Annotated in this window: 16 protein-coding genes; 6 read left to right on the plus strand and 10 right to left on the minus strand. The window is 64.3% G+C overall.

The window, feature by feature from the left end; genetic code table 11:
• The 7 genes from X773_RS54385 to X773_RS54415 form a co-directional block, all read right to left on the minus strand.
• Positions 1-1,038: alpha/beta fold hydrolase (locus X773_RS54385; RefSeq protein ID WP_023676800.1), on the minus strand; the 1,038-nt coding region annotated here is incomplete at its 3' end.
• A gap of 104 nt (positions 1,039-1,142) precedes the next feature.
• The gene (locus tag X773_RS54390) at positions 1,143-1,451 is read right to left on the minus strand and encodes a formate dehydrogenase subunit delta (protein WP_023676801.1); all 309 of its coding nucleotides are present in this window, start codon (positions 1,449-1,451) and stop codon (positions 1,143-1,145) included.
• Positions 1,441-2,271: a formate dehydrogenase accessory sulfurtransferase FdhD gene (gene fdhD / locus X773_RS54395; RefSeq protein WP_156937344.1), complete on the minus strand. Its 831-nt coding sequence runs from the start codon at positions 2,269-2,271 to the stop codon at positions 1,441-1,443. Before fdhD ends, X773_RS54390 begins: the two co-directional genes overlap by 11 nt.
• Before the next feature lie 199 nt (positions 2,272-2,470).
• Complete coding sequence (gene fdhF / locus X773_RS54400; protein ID WP_023676803.1) at positions 2,471-5,383, minus strand: formate dehydrogenase subunit alpha; 2,913 nt, start codon at positions 5,381-5,383, stop codon at positions 2,471-2,473.
• A 12-nt stretch (positions 5,384-5,395) separates the two neighbouring features.
• Positions 5,396-6,952, minus strand: a complete 1,557-nt coding sequence (locus X773_RS54405; protein WP_023676804.1) for an NADH-quinone oxidoreductase subunit NuoF — start codon at positions 6,950-6,952, stop codon at positions 5,396-5,398.
• The gene (locus X773_RS54410; RefSeq protein ID WP_023676805.1) at positions 6,949-7,428 is read right to left on the minus strand and encodes a formate dehydrogenase subunit gamma; all 480 of its coding nucleotides are present in this window, start codon (positions 7,426-7,428) and stop codon (positions 6,949-6,951) included. Before X773_RS54410 ends, X773_RS54405 begins: the two co-directional genes overlap by 4 nt.
• A 133-nt stretch (positions 7,429-7,561) precedes the next feature.
• Complete coding sequence (locus X773_RS54415) at positions 7,562-8,461, minus strand: LysR family transcriptional regulator (protein WP_023676806.1); 900 nt, start codon at positions 8,459-8,461, stop codon at positions 7,562-7,564.
• A 193-nt stretch (positions 8,462-8,654) separates the two neighbouring features.
• On the opposite strand from X773_RS54415, the gene X773_RS54420 reads away from it, so the two are divergent.
• Both X773_RS54420 and X773_RS54425 read left to right on the plus strand, forming a co-directional pair.
• Positions 8,655-9,296, plus strand: coding sequence for a DUF47 domain-containing protein (locus X773_RS54420; RefSeq protein ID WP_023676807.1), 642 nt, complete (start codon positions 8,655-8,657; stop codon positions 9,294-9,296).
• Entirely contained in the window at positions 9,296-10,300 is a 1,005-nt protein-coding gene (locus tag X773_RS54425) for an inorganic phosphate transporter (protein WP_023676808.1), read from the plus strand. Before X773_RS54420 ends, X773_RS54425 begins: the two co-directional genes overlap by 1 nt.
• 38 nt (positions 10,301-10,338) lie before the next feature.
• Here X773_RS54425 and X773_RS54430 read toward each other — a convergent pair whose 3' ends face one another.
• A complete protein-coding gene (locus X773_RS54430; RefSeq protein WP_023676809.1) occupies positions 10,339-10,716 on the minus strand; it encodes a VOC family protein in 378 nt (125 codons plus the stop codon).
• 194 nt (positions 10,717-10,910) lie between these two features.
• On the opposite strand from X773_RS54430, the gene X773_RS54435 reads away from it, so the two are divergent.
• The 4 genes from X773_RS54435 to chrA all read left to right on the plus strand — a co-directional run bounded on the left by X773_RS54435 (position 10,911) and on the right by chrA (position 16,683).
• Positions 10,911-12,095 carry an Mrp/NBP35 family ATP-binding protein gene (locus tag X773_RS54435; RefSeq protein WP_023676810.1) on the plus strand — a complete coding sequence of 395 codons (1,185 nt, stop codon included), beginning with the start codon at positions 10,911-10,913 and terminating at the stop codon, positions 12,093-12,095.
• A gap of 236 nt (positions 12,096-12,331) precedes the next feature.
• Complete coding sequence (locus X773_RS54440; RefSeq protein WP_023676811.1) at positions 12,332-14,137, plus strand: IlvD/Edd family dehydratase; 1,806 nt, start codon at positions 12,332-12,334, stop codon at positions 14,135-14,137.
• Between the two features lie 321 nt (positions 14,138-14,458).
• Positions 14,459-15,298 (plus strand): chromate resistance protein ChrB domain-containing protein, encoded by an 840-nt coding sequence (locus tag X773_RS54445; RefSeq protein ID WP_023676812.1) that lies wholly within the window; start codon positions 14,459-14,461, stop codon positions 15,296-15,298.
• Positions 15,295-16,683 carry a chromate efflux transporter gene (chrA, locus tag X773_RS54450; protein ID WP_023676813.1) on the plus strand — a complete coding sequence of 463 codons (1,389 nt, stop codon included), beginning with the start codon at positions 15,295-15,297 and terminating at the stop codon, positions 16,681-16,683. The genes X773_RS54445 and chrA overlap by 4 nt, the downstream gene beginning before the upstream one ends.
• A 4-nt stretch (positions 16,684-16,687) precedes the next feature.
• Here the strand turns inward: chrA and X773_RS54455 are convergent, their stop codons facing one another.
• Both X773_RS54455 and X773_RS54460 read right to left on the minus strand, forming a co-directional pair.
• Positions 16,688-18,277 (minus strand): trimethylamine methyltransferase family protein, encoded by a 1,590-nt coding sequence (locus X773_RS54455; RefSeq protein WP_023676814.1) that lies wholly within the window; start codon positions 18,275-18,277, stop codon positions 16,688-16,690.
• A 194-nt stretch (positions 18,278-18,471) separates the two neighbouring features.
• Positions 18,472-19,965 (minus strand): PLP-dependent aminotransferase family protein, encoded by a 1,494-nt coding sequence (locus X773_RS54460; RefSeq protein WP_023676815.1) that lies wholly within the window; start codon positions 19,963-19,965, stop codon positions 18,472-18,474.
• Positions 19,966-19,988 lie beyond the last annotated feature (23 nt).

Here is a 19,988-nt window from a genome sequence, read left to right on the forward strand (position 1 = left end):
CGCACAGCGTACGGCCCGCGCCGGGCCGTCGAAGCGCGCCATCATCAGCTCGCCATTCGTGCCGGCCGGGCGGCCGCCATGGCGCCCGACCAGCAGCCGCCATGTTTCCTGAAAACGCTGGCTGCGCTCGCTCCACATGCGGTCGCCAAGCCGCGCCGTGTCGTAGATCCGGGTGACCAGCAGTGCAGCCAGCACGCGCTCGGCCTCGGCAACGGCGCGCGCTCCGGTCAGGAATTCCTCGATCAGATCGGCCACCCGGTCGACATCGCCGGTCCAGATCGGGTGGTCGCGCCCGGCCACCTCGACCAGCCGCGAATTCGGGATCTTCCTTGCCAGGAAGCGGCTGGCCTCCGGGTCGACGCGCGCATCGTTGCGGCGATGGATGAGCAGCGTCGGTGCGCTGATCGCCGCCAGCACACCGCGCACGTCGATAGCCGCATTCATGCGGGCCAGGGCGATTGCCGCGGTCGGGCTCGCCGACAGCCGCTCGAAGCGCGCCCACCATGTGGCGAAACGCGGATCGTCGACGCGGCCGGGCGCGAAATGCGGCAGGGTGGCGCCGGTGCCCCATGCGGTCTCCGCCGTCGCGATGAACGCCTCCAGGCGCTCCGGCGGCATCACCCATTTGTGGAAATGCGCATAGCCGCCATAAAGCGCCAGCGCCCGCGTCCGCTCCGGGTAGGTGGCGGCGAACAGCATTGCCATCGGCGCGCCTTCCGAAGCGCCGAGCAAGGCGGCGCGGCCGCTGCCGGTCGCATCCATCACCGCGCGCACATCGTCCATGCGGGTTTCGAGGCTGGGCAGGTGGTGGACATCGACGCGGTCGGACAGACCGGTGCCGCGCTTGTCGAACAGGATCAGCCGTGAGAACGCGGAAAGCCGCTTCAACAGCCGGGTGTAGCCCTCGTCTTCCCAGTGCAGGTCGAGATTGGAAATGAAACCCGGCACGAAGACGAGATCGAGCGATCCCTGGCCGACCACCTGATAGGCGATCCGCACGTCGCCACTGAGCGCGTATCGAGTTTCGATCGGCCTCACGAGTTGTCCGCCCGACCCGACGAATTCTTGTCGCGGACCATAGCAGAGGCGCGCAGCTTGCGGCAGATGAAACTTTAGAGAGCGTGAATGTGGGCCCGCGGCGCCTACTTCTGTGACGCGGCGGTTGTCTCGGTGTTCGCTCCGCCAGCGCTGAAACCTGCGCCCTCCGGCGCGCCCGGCCGCTTGATGTGTGGCGCTGCCGCGACGACAAGCTCGTTGAACCCATCGCCGCCGCTGTCAAGCATCTCGAACAATTGCCGGCGCATCCTCGGCTCCCAGAACTTGTTGATGTGCTCGGCGACGCCGGCAATGCCTTGCTCGCGCGGCTTTGAGTGGAAAAAGGCGGCGATCTGGTTGGCCATGCGAACCAGCTTTTCGCTGGTGCTCATGAGGTGGCCCTCGTCATGCGACATGCTTGGCAACTCCGGAAACCACTCGGTCAGGATGGGTGAAAATATCGAAATCGTCGCCGCGCACCAGCGCCACCAGCGTCATGCCGGAATCGTCCGCGGTGCGGATGGCAAGTGCGGTCGGCGCCGAGACGGCAATGATGAAGGCAGCGCCGATCGCCGCGGTCTTCTGCACCATCTCGACCGAAACGCGCGACGTGACGACGACGGCCCCCGACCTGCCGTCGATACCGGCTTTGGCCAGCGCGCCAGCCAGCTTGTCCAGCGCGTTATGGCGGCCGACATCCTCGCGCGCCATGACGATGCCCTTGCCGGGAAGGTAAAAACCGGCGGCGTGGACGGCACCGGTCTCGGCGTGCAGCGGCTGCAGCTTCGACAAAAGCTTGACCGAGCGGACGATGTCATCGGCCTGAAGTGTAAGTTGCGACGCACCGACCGGGTTTACCGAGCGCATTGCCTCTTCGATCGATTCGATGCCGCACAGCCCGCAGCCGACCGGGCCGGCCAGGCGTCTGCGACGCGTTTCGAAGCGGGTGTTGGCCTGGTCCTTCAGCCGGATCTGGATATCGATGCCGGCGCCGTGATCCTCGACCTCGATCGCTTCGATTTCGTCCGGCGAGGCAATGATGTCTTCGGTCAGCGAGAAGCCGAGCGCGAAATCCTCGAAATCAGCCGGGCTTGCCATCATCACTGCATGCGTGGTGCCGGCAAAGGAGAACGCTACCGGCGTCTCTTCCGGCACCATGCGGTTGGCGGCCGCAGTGCCGCCGGCGCGGCGCGCGAGGCGGCTGATCTGTGTGACAGCACGACGTTTGGGCATCACGCGGCACCCCCCTCTGGCCTGCCCTCTTTGTCATCATTTGGCATCTCCCCCTCAAGGGGGGAGATCGGCAGTTCAGGCGTCGCGGCGCACCTTTCGACTTTGGTGATTGGCGAAAGTCGAGATGACATCCAATCTCCCCCCCTGAGGGGGAGATGGCCGGCAGGCCAGAGGGGGGTACTCCGGCACGAAACCAAAACCGCTACTCCGCTGCTTGCAGCGGGGCGATGCGGCGGCTTTGCTTTGCCTGCTCGTCATAGTCGCGCTGCCATTCCGACGGGCCGTTGGATGCACCCACCTGCACCGCGGTCACCTTGTATTCCGGGCAGTTGGTCGCCCAGTCGGAGAAGTCGGTGGTGATGACGTTAGCCTGGGTGTCGGGATGGTGGAAGGTCGTATAGACGACGCCCGGCGACACCCGCTCGGTGATCAGCGCGCGCAGCGTCGTCTCGCCGGAGCGGCTGGTCAGCCGCACCCAGTCGCCGTCGCGCAGGCCGCGATTTTCGGCATCGTGCGGATGGATCTCCAGCCGGTCCTCGCTATGCCAGACCACATTGTCGGTGCGCCGGGTCTGCGCGCCGACATTGTATTGCGACAGGATGCGGCCGGTGGTCAGCAGCAGCGGGAAGCGCGGTCCGGTCCTTTCGTCGGTCGCGACGTATTCGGTGCGGATGAACTTGCCCTTGCCGCGCACGAAGCCGCCGATATGCATGATCGGCGTGCCTTCCGGCGACTTCTCGTTGCAGGGCCACTGCACCGAGCCCACCCGGTCGAGAAGGTCGAAGGAAACGCCGGCGAAACTTGGTGTTGTCTTGGCGATCTCGTCCATGATCTGGGACGGATGCGTGTAGTTCCAGCCGAGGCCGAGCGCCTTGGCGAGCTCCTGCGTCGTTTCCCAGTCGGCATAGCCGCATTTCGGCTCCATCACCTTGCGCACCATGTTGATGCGGCGCTCGGCATTGGTGAAGGTGCCGTCCTTCTCGAGGAACGTCGAGCCGGGCAGGAACACATGCGCGTAGTTGGCCGTCTCGTTGAGGAAGAGGTCGTGCACGACGACGCATTCCATCGCGGCGAGACCGGCGGCGACATGCTTGGTGTCGGGGTCCGACTGCAGGATGTCCTCGCCCTGCACATAGAGCCCCTTGAACGAGCCGTCGACGGCCGCATCCAGCATATTGGGGATGCGCAGGCCGGGCTCGTCGTCGAGCTTGACGCCCCACAGGCTCTCATAGATGGCGCGCACCGCGTCGCCTGAAATGTGGCGATAGCCGGGAAGCTCGTGCGGGAACGAGCCCATGTCGCAGGAGCCCTGCACATTGTTCTGGCCGCGCAGCGGGTTCACGCCGACGCCCGGCCGGCCGATATTGCCGGTCGCCATGGCGAGGTTGGCAATGGCGATGACGGTGGTCGAGCCCTGGCTGTGCTCGGTCACGCCGAGGCCGTAATAGATCGCGCCGTTACCGCCGCGGGCGTAGAGCCGCGCCGCGCCGCGTATGTCGTCGGGATCGACATTTGCAAGCTGGCCGACCACTTCCGGGCTATTTTCCGGCAGCGCCACGAACGATGCCCAGTCCTGGAACTCGTCCCAGTCGCAGCGCTCGCGGATGAAGGCCTCGTCGAACAGGCCCTCGGTGACGATGACATGGGCAAGTGCGGTCAGCATGGCGACGTTGGTGCCCGGCTTCAGCGGCAGATGGAACTGCGCCTCGACGTGGGCCGAGCGCACGATGTCGGTGCGGCGCGGATCGAGCACGATCAGCTTGGCGCCCTCGCGCATGCGCTTCTTCATGCGCGAGGCGAACACCGGATGCGCATCGGTCGGATTGGCGCCGATCAGCAGGATCACGTCCGTCTGCTCGATCGAATCGAAGTCCTGCGTGCCGGCGGAGGTGCCGAAGGTCTGGCCGAGACCATAGCCGGTCGGCGAATGGCAGACGCGGGCGCAGGTATCGACATTGTTGTTGCGGAAGCCCTGCCGGACAAGCTTCTGGACGAGGTAGGTCTCCTCGTTGGTGCAGCGCGAGGAGGTGATGCCGCCGATCGAGGTGCGGCCGTACTGGTACTGGATGCGGCGGAATTCATTCGCCGTATGGGTGAGCGCCTCTTCCCACGACACTTCGCGCCACGGATCGCTGACCTTCTCGCGGATCATTGGTTTCAGGATACGGTCCTTGTGCGTCGCGTAGCCATAGGCGAAGCGGCCCTTGACGCAGGAGTGGCCGTGGTTGGCCTTGCCTGCCTTGTAGGGCATCATGCGGATGACCTCGTCGCCCTTGACCTCGGCCTTGAACGAACAGCCGACGCCGCAATAGGCGCAGGTGGTGACGGTCGAGCGCTCGGGCAGGCCCTTCGCCAGCACGGTCTTTTCCCTCAGCGCATCGGTCGGGCAGGCCTGCACGCAGGCCCCGCACGACACGCATTCGGAATCGACGAACGCCTCGTGCATGCCGGCCGAGACCCTGGATTCGAAGCCGCGGCCCTCGATGGTCAGCGCGAACGTGCCCTGCACCTCCTCACAGGCGCGCACGCAGCGCGAGCAGACGATGCACTGCGTCGGATCGTAGGTGAAATACGGGTTCGATTCATCGCGGGCGATGTAATCGATGGTCAGCGAGCCATGGCCGGGCGCCACGCCGTTTTCCTGCTTGACGTGGTTGCGGCCGTCCACGCCATAGCGGTTCTCGGTCAGGCCGACCGTCCTGACGACCTTGTCGAACTCGCTGGCGCCAGTGCCGGCCTTCTCGCCCCACGCCGCAGGATGGTCGGAGACGTAGAGTTCCATCACGCCGCGGCGAATGGCGTCTAGCCGGTCGCTCTGCGTATGCACGACCATGCCTTCGCCGACCGGCGTCGTACACGAGGCCGGCGTGCCGCCGCGCCCGTCGATCTCGACGAGGCAGACCCGGCAGGAGCCGAACGAGTCCAGCATGTCGGTGGCGCAGAGTTTCGGGATTTCGACGCCCGCTTCCATCGAAGCGCGCATGATCGAGGTCCCCGCCGGCACCGTCACCGACTTGCCGTCGACCGTCAGCGTTACCTTTTGTTCTGCTTCAGAGGCGGGTGTGCCGTAGTCGATTTCCTGGACCAGCGATTTGATGTCGAATGCCGCGTTCATACCTGTCCGCTCCTATTCCGCTGCTTCGGCGACCGGCGTCGGCCGAAAGTCGTCCGGGAAATGGTTGAGTGCACTCATCACTGGATATGGGGTGAAGCCGCCGAGAGCGCAAAGCGAGCCGAACTTCATCGTGTTGCAAAGGTCGGTGACCAGCGCGATCTGCTTTTCCGGTTCGACGTTCTGGGAGAGCCGGTCCAGCACCTCGACACCGCGCGTCGAGCCGATGCGGCACGGCGTGCACTTGCCGCAGCTCTCGATGGCGCAGAATTCCATGGCGAAGCGTGCCTGCTTCAGCATGTCGGCGCTGTCGTCGAAAACGACGATGCCGGCATGGCCGATCAGCCCGTCCTTGGCCGCAAACGCTTCGTAGTCGAACGGCGTGTCGAACAGGGCGCGCGGGAAATAGGCGCCGAGCGGACCGCCGACCTGTACCGCCTTGACCGGACGCCCGGTCGCCGTGCCGCCGCCGATATCGTCGACGATCTCACCCAGCGTCATGCCGAACGCGGCCTCGTAGAGACCGGGATACTTGACGTTGCCGGCAATCTGGATCGGGATGGTGCCGCGCGAACGGCCCATGCCGAAATCCTTGTAGAAGGCAGCGCCCTTGTCCATGATCACCGGCACCGAGGCCAGCGAGATGACGTTGTTGATCACTGTCGGCTTGCCGAACAGGCCCTTGTGCGCCGGCAGCGGCGGCTTGGCCCGCACCTGTCCGCGCTTGCCTTCGAGGCTGTCGAGCAGGGCGGTTTCCTCGCCGCAAACATAGGCGCCGGCGCCGACGCGCACTTCCATGTCGAATGAATTGGCCGAGCCGAGCACATTGACGCCGAGCACGCCGGCCTTGCGGGCGATCTCGACGGCCTTCTGCATCACCGCCACCGCGTGCGGATATTCGGAGCGGATATAGATAAAGCCCTTGGTCGCGCCGGTGGCGATGCCGGCGATCGCCATGCCTTCGATCAGCACGAAGGGGTCGCCTTCCATGATCATGCGGTCGGCGAACGTGCCGGAATCGCCTTCATCGGCATTGCAGACGATGTATTTGCGGTCGGCCGACGTATCGAGCACAGTTTTCCATTTGATGCCGGTCGGGAAGCCGGCGCCGCCGCGACCGCGCAGCCCGGACTCGGTCACCTGCTTGACGACCTCGGCCGGCGTCATCGCCACTGCATTCTGCAGGCCCTTCAGCCCGCCATGCGCCTTGTAGTGATCGAGCGACAGCGGATCGGTGACGCCGCAGCGCGCAAAGGTCAGCCGCGTCTGCCTGGCAAGGAACGGGATCTTGTCCGGTGCGCCCAGCCAGCGCTTGTGGTGGCCGCCGGTGAGGAAGCCGCAGTCGAACAGGCTTTTGACGTCGGAGGGCTTCACCGGCCCATAGGCGACGCGGCCATTAGCTGTTGCCACTTCGACCATCGGCTCGAGGAAATAGGCGCCGCGCGAGCCGTTGCGCACGATCTTGGCCTCGATGCCGCGCTCGGCCAATTCCGCACGAACCGCCTTGGCGACCTTTTCCGCACCGAGCGCCAGCGCGCCGGAATCGCCGGGAATATAGATACGCGGGATCATGAGCGCACCTCGGCAACGATCTCGTTGAGCTTTTCGTCGTCGAGCCGCCCGATCACCTCGTCATCCAGCATTGCCGACGGCGAGCAGGCGCAAAGGCCGAGGCAATAGACCGGCTCCAGTGTCACCGAACCGTCGCGGGTTGTCTCGTGGAAACCGATGCCCAGCAATGATTTGAGCTTGGCGGCAATCGCATCCGAGCCCATCGACTGGCAGGCTTCCGCCTGGCAGAGCTTCAGCACATGGCGGCCAGCCGGCTGGCTGCGATAATCGTGATAGAAGGTCACGACGCCGTGCACCTCGGCCCTGGAAATGTTCAGCGCCTCGGCGATGACCGGCAGCGCGTCCTGCGGCACATAACCGAACTCTTCCTGGATGCCGTGCAGGATCGGCAGCAGCGGGCCTTCGAGGCCTTTCAGCTCGTGGATGATCGCCGCGGTGCGCGATGCGATCTCGGTACTTGCAGGCTGCATCGTCATGCAGCGCCCTCCCTGGTCGTGGCGGTCTTCCGCTAAGTGCTTAGGAAATCAGAGGAAACCCGCTAAATCAATAAAGCCGATCCGTTGCTCGATAGAAATTTTCTATCGTTCGCGGTCACCAGCCTTGTCTAGCCTAGCGGCGGGCGCGGAAATCGTCCGCCAGCGCCATTGCCTCGTCCAACAGCGCCGAGACCAGTGGCGTGTGCGGTTCGCGCCGTGCCGCCACCAGCCCGACGGTGTGGCTGGCATCCGGCTCGACGATCGGGATAGCCCGGATCGGCTCGGAAAAGCCGAACGTTTCCGCAAGGTTAAGCGGCATGATGGACGACCATTTGCCGGTGCGGATATGCGAAAACAGCACGATCATCGAGTTGGATTCCAATGTCGGCCGCACCTGCACGCCGGCTTCGGCCAGATGCTGGTCGATGATGCGGCGGTTCTGCATGTCGGGCGTCAGCAGGCAGAGCGGCAGCTGACTGAGTTCCGCCCATGTCACTTTGTCGCGGTCGAAATAGGGGTTCCCGACGGCGGTGATCAGCTGGTAGCGCTCGTCGTAGAGCGGCACGCTGGTGACGCGTCCGAGCGGCTCGTTGTCGAGATAGGTGATACCGGCGTCGATGTCGAAATTGCCGAGCAGCGACAGCACCTCGATCGAGGTCCGCGACAGCACCGAGAAGGTGACGCCGGGGTGCTTTGCCCGAAACGGCGTCGTCAGTCGCGCCACCATGGCCAGCGCCGTCGGGATCGCGGCGATGCGGATGCGCCCTGACAGGCCGTGGCGTGCCGCCCGCATCTCCTCGCGCATGGTCCTGCTGTCGCCGACGATGCGGCGCGCCCACACCAACACCTGCTTGCCTTCCGGCGTCAATCCCTGGAAGCGCGAGCCGCGCAGCACCAGCATCACGCCGAGCTGGCCTTCCAGCTGCTTGATGCCGGCCGAAAGCGTCGGTTGGGTGACGCCGCACACCTCCGCCGCCCGGCCGAAATGTTCTTCCCTGGCAAGTGCTATGAAGAATTCCAGCTTATCGATCATGCCGTCGGGAGCCTGTCACGGACGCTGTGTCCGATTGTAGCGCGCAACGTCGTGGAAATCGCCTTCGGCCGCAAGCCGCCTGTCTAAATCGTCCGCATCCACATCTTTCAGCCGGCTTACTGTTTCCCGCGATGGAATGCGGCGCTATGTGAATGAGACGGGGTCGTGGACTGGACACGACGGGAGACCGAACATGCTGGGCTGGTTCCGCAAGCTTTTGCCGCGCGAAGATCGCTTCTTCGACCTGTTCGAGCGGCATTCCCGCACCGTGGTCGGTGGCGCCGAGGCACTGCAGCAGCTTTTGCAGGGCAACGACATCGACCGCTGGTGTCAGACGATCATCGATCTCGAGGACGAAGCCGATCAGATCACCGCGGAAGTGCTGCTGGCCGTGCGCCGCTCCTTCATCACGCCCTTCGACCGCGGCGACATCAAGGACCTGATCCAGTCGATGGATGATGCCATCGACATGATGCACAAGACCGTCAAGACGGTAAAGCTGTTCGAAAAGAAGGAATTCGACCCGCTGATGCAGGAAATGGGGGGCGTCATCGTCGAGGCCGCCAAGTTGGTGGCCGAGGCGATCCCGCTTCTCGGCAAGGTCGGGGCGCACACGGTGCGCCTCAACGCCATCGCCGAGGAAGTCATGCGCGCCGAAGGCCGGGCCGACGACCTGCACGAACAGGGCCTGAAGGACCTGTTCAAGCGGCACGGCCGCAGCGATCCTATGGCCTATCTGATCGGCAGCGAGATCTACGGCCAGCTGGAAAAGGTGGTCGACCGCTTCGAGGACGTCGCCAACGAAATCAGCGGCATCGTCATCGAGAACGTATAGTGGAAGCCGCGATAGCCTTTCCGGTGCTGGTCGGCCTTGTCGTCGTCGCGCTGTTCTTCGATTTCCTCAACGGCCTGCACGATGCCGCCAACTCTATCGCCACCATCGTCTCCACCCGGGTGCTGCGGCCGCATTATGCGGTGTTCTGGGCGGCCTTCTTCAATTTCATCGCCTTCATGTTCTTCGGTCTCCACGTGGCGGAGACGCTGGGAACCGGCATCATCGACGCCAGCATCGTCACGCCGGCAGTGATCTTTGCAGCACTTGTCGGCGCCATCGTCTGGAATATCGTCACCTGGCTCGTCGGCATCCCGTCCAGCAGCTCGCACGCTCTGATCGGCGGTTTGGTTGGCGCCGGCGTTGCCAAGGCAGGCACCGGCGCCATCGTCTGGACCGGGTTGGGCAAAACGACGGCGGCCATCGTGCTATCGCCGGCGGCAGGTTTTCTGCTGGCGCTCGTCCTGATCCTCGCGGTCTCCTGGCTGTTCGTGCGGCGGACGCCGTTCGCCGTCGACAGCACCTTCCGCGTCATGCAGTTCTTTTCCGCCTCGCTCTATTCGCTCGGCCATGGCGGCAACGACGCGCAGAAGACTATGGGCATCATCGCCGTGCTGCTCTATTCGCAAGGCATGCTCGGCGCGAATTTTTACGTGCCGCTGTGGGTCGTCATCACCTGTCAGTCGGCGCTGGCGCTGGGCACGTTGCTCGGCGGCTGGCGCATCGTCCACACGATGGGCTCGAAGATCACCCGGCTGAACCCGATGCAGGGTTTCTGCGCCGAGACCGGCGGAGCGATCACCCTGTTCGCCGCCACCTGGCTCGGTATTCCTGTATCGACCACGCACACGATCACCGGCGCCATCATCGGCGTCGGCGCCGCCCGCCGCGTCTCCGCCGTTCGCTGGGGCATTGCCGGTAACATCGTGGTGGCATGGATCGTCACCCTGCCGGCAACCGCGGCGATCGCGGCTCTCACCTACCTCGCGGTCGGCCTGGCATGGTGACAGCACCGTAGCACTGCGCGGCAGGCGATGCGCCGTATCTACCTATCCACAAGGTTCAGGATGTTGCCGTCCGGATCCTTGAACCATGCGACCTTCATGCCCTGACCGACATGAACATCGCCCTCCAGCGTCAGGCCTGGCATGTCGTAATGCTCGAAGGTCACGCCCTTCGATTTCAATGCCTCAACGATCTTGCCGAGTTCGTCGCCGACCGTCCATGTCACAGCCGTCGCCTTGTTGGTCCCAGCGAAGTTCGAACGGTAGACGTTGATGCTGGTGTCGCCGCTTTTATAGACGATCAGTTCGCCACCTTCATTGTGCACCTCTTTCAGGCCAAGGACCCCTTCGTAGAATGCCTTGGCCTTGGCCAGGTCCTTCACGGCGAGATTGGCCGTCGCGTTGCTGTTTGCGAGCATGATTCGTCTCCTTCCCTGGCTGTCATTCCATGCTCATGAAATAGGCTGCGTTGACGATTTGGCGACGGCTGCTCCCACTGGAAATGCCGTCATATGCTCGCTGCCTCCCCGATACGCCGCTGCAATTGGTGGTCCATCGCTTGGTTCTGTTCCGGAACTGCATTATCTGGAGCGGAAAAGTAGAGGAAAAACTCATGCCCGCCGCCAATGAAAACGTGACCAAGGAAATCGTTATCGAGCGCCTGAAGACGGTCAATGGGCCGGATTTCACCGGCAATATCGTCGACCTCGGCCTGGTTTCCGAGATTTTCATTGCCGATGCCAAGGTGTTCTTTTCGATCACCGTTCCCGCTGCCCGTGCCCAGGAGATGGAACCGCTGCGTGCGGCGGCCGAACGTGTCGTCAAGGCGATCCCCGGTGTTGCCGGCGCCGTGGTCGCGTTGACGGCGGAAAAGAAGGGCGGCGGCATGGAGGCGCCGGTTCCGCAAAGACCGGCTCAGAGGCCCGCTCCGCCGACCGCACCTGCGCGTCCCGCGCCGCAGGCGCCCGCCTCGCACAGCCAGGGCAAGCGCGGCGTACCCGGCATCGAAGCGATCATCGCCGTCGCTTCCGGCAAGGGCGGCGTCGGCAAGTCGACCACCGCCGTCAATATCGCCCTTGGGCTTGCCGCCAACGGGCTGCGGGTCGGGGTGCTCGATGCCGACATTTATGGCCCTTCCATGCCGCGTCTGCTCAACATTCGTGGCAGGCCGCAGACCGTCGACGGCAAGATCCTGAAGCCGATGCAGAATTATGGCCTCAAGGTCATGTCGATGGGCTTCCTCGTCGATGAGGAGACGCCGATGATCTGGCGCGGGCCGATGGTGATGTCGGCATTGACGCAGATGCTGCGCGAGGTCGAATGGGGACCGCTTGATGTGCTCGTCGTCGACATGCCGCCCGGCACCGGCGACGCCCAGCTGACCATGGCCCAACAGGTGCCGCTGGCCGGCGCCGTCATCGTCTCGACGCCACAGGACCTGGCCCTGATCGATGCGCGCAAAGGCCTAAACATGTTCAGGAAGGTCGACGTGCCGCTATTGGGTATCGTCGAAAACATGAGCTATTTTCTCGCCCCCGATACGGGAAAACGCTACGACATCTTCGGCCATGGCGGCGCCCGCCGCGAGGCCGAGCGTCTCGGCGTCACCTTCCTTGGCGAAGTGCCGCTCGAGATGGGCATCCGCGAAAGCTCCGATGCCGGCACGCCGGTGGTGGTCTCCAAGCCGGATGGCGCTGAGGCGAAAATCTATCGCGACATCGCCGCCAAGGTCTGGGACCGCGTCAATGAAGAGCGCGGCGCGGCCGAGGCTGCAGTGCCGAGCATCGTATTCGAGTGATACGGATGTCCCTCCCCCAAGTGGTACCCTTGAGGGGAGGGTGGCCGGAAGGGCCGGGTGGGTTCGCGGCGACGCGCTCCAACTCTCCGGGATAGCGGGCTGACAAACCACGATCCCGTCTAGCGCGGAGGCAAATGTATGTCTTTCGTACCAAAGAGCGGATTCGGATGGCGCGTGCCCCTTGCCTGCTCCCGCGCGTTGTCATATCGATTTGTCATACAAATACGGAGACCACGATGGCAGGCGCCCCCACCCACAAGAAAAAATTTCGCTCGCAGGAGTGGTTCGACAATCCCGACAATCCGGGCATGACGGCACTCTATCTGGAGCGCTACCTGAATTACGGGCTGACGCGGGCCGAACTGATGTCCGGCAAGCCGCTGATCGGCATCGCCCAGACCGGCTCCGACCTGTCGCCCTGCAACCGCCATCACATCGAACTGGCCAAGCGCGTGCGCGAAGGCATCGTCTCGATGGGTGGCATCCCTTTCGAGTTCCCTTGCCACCCGATCCAGGAGACCGGCAAGCGGCCGACTGCTGCACTTGACCGCAACCTTGCCTATCTCAGCCTGGTAGAGGTGCTTTACGGCTATCCGCTCGACGGCGTGGTGCTCACCATCGGCTGCGACAAGACGACGCCGGCCATGCTGATGGCCGCGGCCACCGTCAACATTCCGGCTATCGCGCTTTCGGTCGGCCCGATGCTCAACGGCTGGCACAAGGGCAAGCGCACCGGCTCCGGCACCATCGTCTGGGAATCGCGCCAGCGCCTGTCGGCCGGCGAGATTGGCTATGACGAGTTCATGGATATCGTTGCCTCCTCGGCGCCGTCGACCGGCTATTGCAACACGATGGGTACCGCCACCACGATGAATTCGCTGGCCGAGGCGCTCGGCATGCAATTGCCGGGCTCGGCCGCTATCCCCGCCCCCTATCGCGAGCGCGGCCAGATCGCCTACGAGACCGGAAAGCGCATCGTCGACATGGTGCATGAGGATCTGAAGCCCTCCGACATCATGACCCGTAAGGCCTTCGAGAACGCCATCGTCGTCAACTCGGCGATCGGCGGCTCGACCAATGCGCCGATCCACCTCAACGCCATCGCCCGCCATCTCGGCGTTTCGCTCGACAATGACGATTGGCAGAAGGTCGGCCTCAACATACCGCTCATCGTCAATCTGCAGCCGACGGGCGAATATCTCGGCGAGGACTATCACCATGCCGGCGGCGTGCCGGCCGTGGTCGCCGAACTGATGAAGGGCGGCCTGCTGCCCTATCCGGAAGCCATGACAGCTAACGGCAAGACCATCGGCGACAATTGCAGCGGCGCCGTCAACGAGAACTTCGACGTCATCCGCACGGTTGCCGAGCCGCTGAAAGCCAATGCCGGCTTCATCAATCTCAAGGGCAATCTGTTCGATTCGGCGATCATGAAGACCAGCGGCATCTCGCCCGAATTCCGCGAGCGCTATCTGTCGAACCCGAAGGACCCCGAAGCCTTCGAGGGCAACGCCATGGTGTTCGACGGGCCCGAGGACTACCACGCCCGCATCGACGATCCGGCACAGGGCATCGACGAGCACACCATCCTGTTCATGCGCGGCGCCGGCCCGATCGGCTATCCCGGCGGCGCCGAAGTCGTCAACATGCAGCCGCCGGCCTATCTGATCAAAAAGGGCATCCACGCGCTGGCCTGTATCGGCGACGGCCGCCAGTCGGGCACGTCGGGTTCGCCCTCGATCCTCAACGCCTCGCCGGAAGCCGCCATCGGCGGCGGGCTGGCGCTGCTGAAGACCGGTGACCGCGTCCGCGTCGATCTGCGCAAGGGCACCGCCGACATCCTCGTCAGCGACGACGAGATCACGCGGCGGCGCGCCGAGCTGCAGAACAATGGCGGCTATCACTATCCCATGCACCAGACGCCGTGGCAGGAGATCCAGCGTGGCATGGTCGACCAGTTTTCCGAAGGCATGGTGCTGAAGCCGGCGGTGAAATACCAGGATGTGGCGCATACAAGCGGCGTACCGAGGGACAATCACTGACACCAGGGTTCCGTCGCACGAGCCAGCCGCCGGTGCAGGCAATTTGCCGAGGTCAGCGCCAGGAGGGGTAGGGGTGGGGGTACATCGTAGAGCGAAAGCCTCGGCTTTCCACCTGCGATAGCCTGCCGTTAATGGGCAGAAATGCCCGGCACAGGGTTGGACGCGGTCATTTGTCAACAGCGATTGCTCCCGCGAGAACGGCAATGCTTGACAAGCGAGCGCGACAAATCCACGATCATCGCAAGGGGTTAATCGCGACGACCCCGTGAGGCGTCAGCCCAATGTTCGCGTCCAAGCTTCTCTTTCAAGGAGGTGGACGCCATGCCGTCGACAACAACCATCACCGTACCGCAACTGTCCCGTCTGATTGGGCTGCCGGGTGCACCCGCGATCATCGACGTCCGCATCGACGATGACTACAACGCCGATCCGCGCCTGCTGCCGGGGTCGGATCGTCGTGATTTCAGGAGTGTCTCGAACTGGGCTGCCGACTTCGTCGGCAGGCAAGTGACAGTCGTCTGCCAACAGGGAAAAAAGCTCTCGCAAGGCGTGGCCGCATGGCTACGGCAGGAGGGCGTTGCCGCCGAATCGCTCGATGGCGGGTTTGAAGCATGGCGCGATGCCAAGGGCCTTCTCGTTCACGCCGATAAGATACCGCCCGCCGATGCCAAGGGCCGCACCGTTTGGGTCACGCGTACGCGCCCGAAGGTCGATCGCATCGCCTGCCCCTGGCTGATCCGGCGCTTCATCGATCCTCACGCGGTCTTTCTCTTCGTCGAGCCGGCCGAAGTGGCGGCCGTCGCCGATCGCTTTCAGGCCATCCCTTTCGACATCGAGAACGTGTTCTGGAGCCACCGCGGCGAACGCTGCACCTTCGACACCATGATCGAGGAGTTCGGGCTCAAATCCGAAGCGCTCGATCGCCTGGCCACGATCATACGCGCTGCCGATACTGCGAGCCTCGATCTTGTTCCACAGGCGGCCGGGTTCCTGGCCGCCTCGCTTGGCCTGTCACGGATGTTTCGCGACGATCTGGAGCAGCTCGAGGCCGGCATGCTGCTTTACGATGCGTTCTTCCGCTGGTGCCGCGATGCCACCGAGGAGACGCATAACTGGCCGGTCGCCGGCGCAGTCAGTCTCGGCGCAGGCAAACCATCGTGAGCGCCGTCTTTTCGAAAAAGCCGGCGGAGATCCAGGAGCCCGCTGTGCCGAGCTTCCGGCAGGCCGTGAAGGTCTGGGCGAAAATCGGCGTGCTCAGCTTTGGCGGCCCGGCCGGGCAGATCGCGCTCATGCACAAGGAACTGGTCGAGGAACGGCGCTGGATCGGGGAACAGCGCTTTCTGCATGCGTTGAACTACTGCATGCTGCTGCCCGGCCCCGAGGCTCAGCAGCTTGCCATCTATATCGGCTGGCTGCTGCACAAAACAGTCGGCGGCCTTGTTGCCGGCATTCTCTTCGTTGTGCCGGGCGCGCTTGTTATGCTCGTCTTGAGCAGCCTCTATGCGCTCTACGGCGACATACCCTTCGTCGAGGCGCTGTTTTTCGGGGTCAAAGCGACGGTGCTCGCCATTGTCATCGAGGCGGTGATCCGGATCGGGCGACGTGCGCTGAAGAACCGGATCATGGTGTCGATCGCACTCGCCGCCTTCATCGCCATCTACGCGCTAAACGTGCCGTTCCCGCTGATCGTCCTGCTTGCCGGCCTGACAGGCTGGATCGGCAACCGCATTGCACCGGCATTTTTTTCCGGCACATCGCAGGGCAAAGGCGATGTTCCCGACATTAAGGGCGCGGTCGATCTGATGTTCGAGCGCGGCGAACTGACCCACGTCAAGCCGACGCGATGGCATGCGCCGCGCATTTTGGCGATCTGGCTGCCGATCTGGCTCGGGCCTGTTCTGCTGATCTGGGCTTTCACCGGCTCGGCCAGCGTGTGGACACAAATCGGTGGGTTCTTCAGTCTCATGGCGGTCGTCACCTTTGGTGGCGCCTATGCCGTGCTTGCCTATGTCGCGCAGGCAGCGGTCGAGTCCTTCGGCTGGCTCGCACCCGGTGAAATGGTCGACGGCCTTGGGCTGGCCGAAACCACGCCGGGCCCGCTGATCCTGGTCTTGCAGTTCGTCGGTTACATTGCCGCCTTCCGCCACTCCGGCGCGCTCGCCCCGCTGCTTGCCGGCGCGCTTGGGGCACTGCTCACACTGTGGGTGACGTTTACGCCGTGCTTCTTGTGGATATTCCTCGGCGCGCCCTACATCGAAGCGCTGCGCGGCAACAGGGCGCTGTCGGCGGCGCTCGGCGCGATCACCGCTGCGGTCGTCGGCGTCATCATGAACCTCGCGCTTTGGTTCGGCTTACACGTCATCTTCGGCGAAGTGCGCAATGTCGGGCTTGGAATGGACGTGCCGGTGCTTTCATCGATAGACTGGCGCGCGGCGCTGCTTTCCTGTGCCGCCATGATCGCCATTCTGAAGCTGAAAATCGGCATGCTGCCGACGCTTGCCGGATCGGCGCTGGCCGGTGTGTTGTTGCTGGCGGTGAGCGGGTAGAGCCTCAACCGCCCATGCCGCTGCGCGGCAGCTTGATCATATCGCCGAAGCGGGCGCGCAATTTGTCGTCGACCGGCTTTGGCACATGGCGCGGGAAGCGTTCGGCAAGCACGCGTTTCTTCTCGATGATCGCCCGCTGCAGGATATCGGGCCTGCCTTTCTCATTCCATTCCTTCGGCGAAAAGCGGTCGCCGACGGCCGGATAGAAATATTCGGTCTGCATCAGCCGCAGCGTCTGCTCGTTGCCGAGATAATGGCCCGGGCCCTTCAGGCAGACATCGGCAATCGTGTCGATCGACAGCGACTCGTCCGTCACTTCGATGCCGCGCACGCAGCGCAGGCAGTGGCCGAGCATGTCGTTGTCGATGATCAGGCTCTCAAGGCAAAAGCCGAGCAGCGAGGCGTGCATGCCGGCCGATTCGTAAACCAGGTTGAGGCCGGCAAGACCGGCCATCACGTCGGTTATGCCCTTTTCGTAGCCGGACTGAATATCAGGCAGTTTCGAATCTGTCATGCCGGCGGCCGAACCGCCCGGCAGGTCGTAAAATTGCGCCATCTGCGCGCAGGCCGCGGTCAGCACCGCCTGCTCGGCCGAACCGCCCGACATGGCGCCGGTCCGGAGATCCGAGACAAACGGCCAGGTACCGAAAATCGCCGGATGGCCTGGCTTGATGGCGTTGACGTAGATGAGGCCGACGAGGACTTCGGCGACCGCCTGCACCACGGCGCCGGCAATCGCCGCCGGTGCCGTCGCACCCGCCTGTCCTGCCGACAGCAGCAGGATCGGAATGCCGCCCTCGACGCAGGCTTCGAGAACGCCACAGGCGTCCTCGGCAAACTTCATCGGCGGCACGACGAAGCAGTTCGAATTGGAGACGAAAGGCCGCGCGCGAAAATTCTCTTCGCCGCCCGCGATCGCATAGAGCATGTCGAGCGCCGGCTTGACGTTCTCACGCACGGTAAACGAGGTGCCGACATGCTTCGACGTGCCCATGACGCAGGCGTAGAGCGTGTTGAAATCCATATCGAGCGGGTCGGGAATGTCGCGCGGCACCATCGGCCGCTGGAAGAAATGGATGTTGTCGAGCCCTTCGACCAGGCGCGCGGCATCGTAAATGTCCTGCAGCAGCGACTCGCGATACTCACGCTTTTCGACATCGACAAGATGCACCGCAGCACCGGCCGTGCCGTAGTGCACACGCTTGCCCTGGATCACCATGTCGTGCTTCGGATCCTGGCCGTGGAGGGTGAAATGCCGCGCCGCGTTCTTGATGGTGTCGAGCACAAGGCCGCGAGGAAAGCGCAGGCGGCCGTCCTCACTGAAGGTCGCGCCGGCTTTGGTCAGCGCCTCGATGCAGGAGGGGATGGCGTTGGCGAAGCCGACCGTCTCCAGAAGGGTAAGCACGGCCTCGTGGATACGTTCGCAATCGCTGCCGCTGAGCGGGCTGTAGCTTCCGCCTTCGAGGCCGGCACGCACCGGCTTGACGTCGTCGGCAAGCGGTGCCGCCCGCATGGCGCGGCGCGCCTCGCGCCCGCCGGACCGCCGCGAACGCTGGTCTGCGGACACGTCCTGCTTCTCATGGGCCATTGGCATGAAGGCACTCCAACTTTAGCTGCGGAGCGGGCGCGGCGGTTGGTCCACCATCGGCCTGCTTCGTCCCCTCTATGCAGCGACTATGCCGCCGGCATTGGCACAGCCTATGTGCCAGCCGGTCCCGTCGCATATGCCAAGGAGCTAAAGAACCGGAGCCGCACTACATGCGCCAGGCTCCGGTCGGGGAAGGGAGATCAGGCCGCTGCCGGCCTGCGTCCAGCTGCCGTCGCCAGTTCGCGGATGCCGGGTTCGATGTGCTGCAACGCGATCGAGGAAATGCCCAAGCGCATGAAACGCGATGGCTTTTCGGTACGGTCGAAGAAGCGGTCGCCAGGCTCGATGATGACGCTGCGCGAGGCCGCGGCCTCCGCCAGCCCGCGCGAATCGGTGCCGCGCGGCCCCTCGAGCCAGAGCGACGTGCCGCCGGCCGAATCGGTCGAGCGCCACTCCGGCAGGAAGGCGGAAATCGCATGGACCAGACGCTTGCGCCTCTCGTCGAAGGCGCTCGACAGCCGCCGCACCAGCGCCTCGTGATGGCCGAGCGACAGGAACAATGCGACGGCGCGCTGGTTGTTCGCCGGCGGATGGCGCAGCATGAAGCGGCGTAGCGCCCGAAGCTCGGAGATCAGCCCGGCCGAGGCGACGATGTAGCCGAGCCTGAGGCCGGGAGCCAGCGTCTTCGACATCGAGCCGACATAGACGACCCGGCCGGAGCGATCGAGGCTCTTCAGCGCCTGCTGCGGCGCCTCGTCCAGGAGCTGGCTGTCATATCCGTCCTCGATGATGATCTGGTTGTGCCGGTTGGCGCGCGCCAAAAGCTCCTGCCGCCGCTCTGCCGACAGCGGCACCATGGTCGGGCAATGGTGGCTGGGCGTGACGAAGACGAAGCCGGAATCATTGGGAATGGCCGAGGTTACGATGCCGGAGTGGTCGACCGGAACCGGCTGGATCTCGGCGCCGGCCAGCCGGAAGATCGAACGTGCATCGGGATAGCCCGGGTCCTCCATCGCCACCTTGGAGCCCTTGGTCATCAACAGCGTCGCCAGCATGTAAAGCGCGTTCTGCGCGCCCAACGTCACGATGATCTCGTCCGGATTGGCGAAGATGCCGCGTCGCGGCAGCAGCCGTGCCTGGATCTGCTCGATCAGGAGCGGATCGTCGCGATCGACCATGTCGGATGCCCAGTTGCGGATTTCGAGCACCGCCAACGCCATGCGGTTGCACTCGCGCCATTCGGCGGTCGGGAACAGCGCCGGGTCGAATTGGCCATAGACGAAGGGGTATGACGACTTGATCCAGTTGTCGTGCTTGGCCGGCGGCGGCATGTCGCTCGCCGCGATCTGCCGACGCGCCTTCCAGTCGATCTCGTTGGCCTGGTCGGGCGCCTTCTGATGCGGCTTGGCCGGCGTCGCCAGCACTTCGGGATTGACGAAATGGCCGCGGCGCTCGCGCGCCACCAGGAAGCCCTGATCGACCAACTGCTGGAAGGCCAGCACCACGGTGCCGCGCGCCACGCCGAGTTTTTCGGCAAGAATCCGGCAGGACGGAAGCGGCATGGAAGCCGCGATCTGCCGGTCGAGGATGGCGGCGACGATCGCCTGGCGGATCTGCGCCTGCAGGGTCTGACCGGATTCCGCCGAAATCCGGAACAGGCCGGACCATATGGCCGTGTCGTTTCGCTGTGGCATGGGAGATGTTCCTCGATGGCCAG

It is taken from the genome of Mesorhizobium sp. LSJC280B00 (genome assembly GCF_000502835.1).
In the GTDB taxonomy this organism is placed as follows: domain Bacteria; phylum Pseudomonadota; class Alphaproteobacteria; order Rhizobiales; family Rhizobiaceae; genus Mesorhizobium.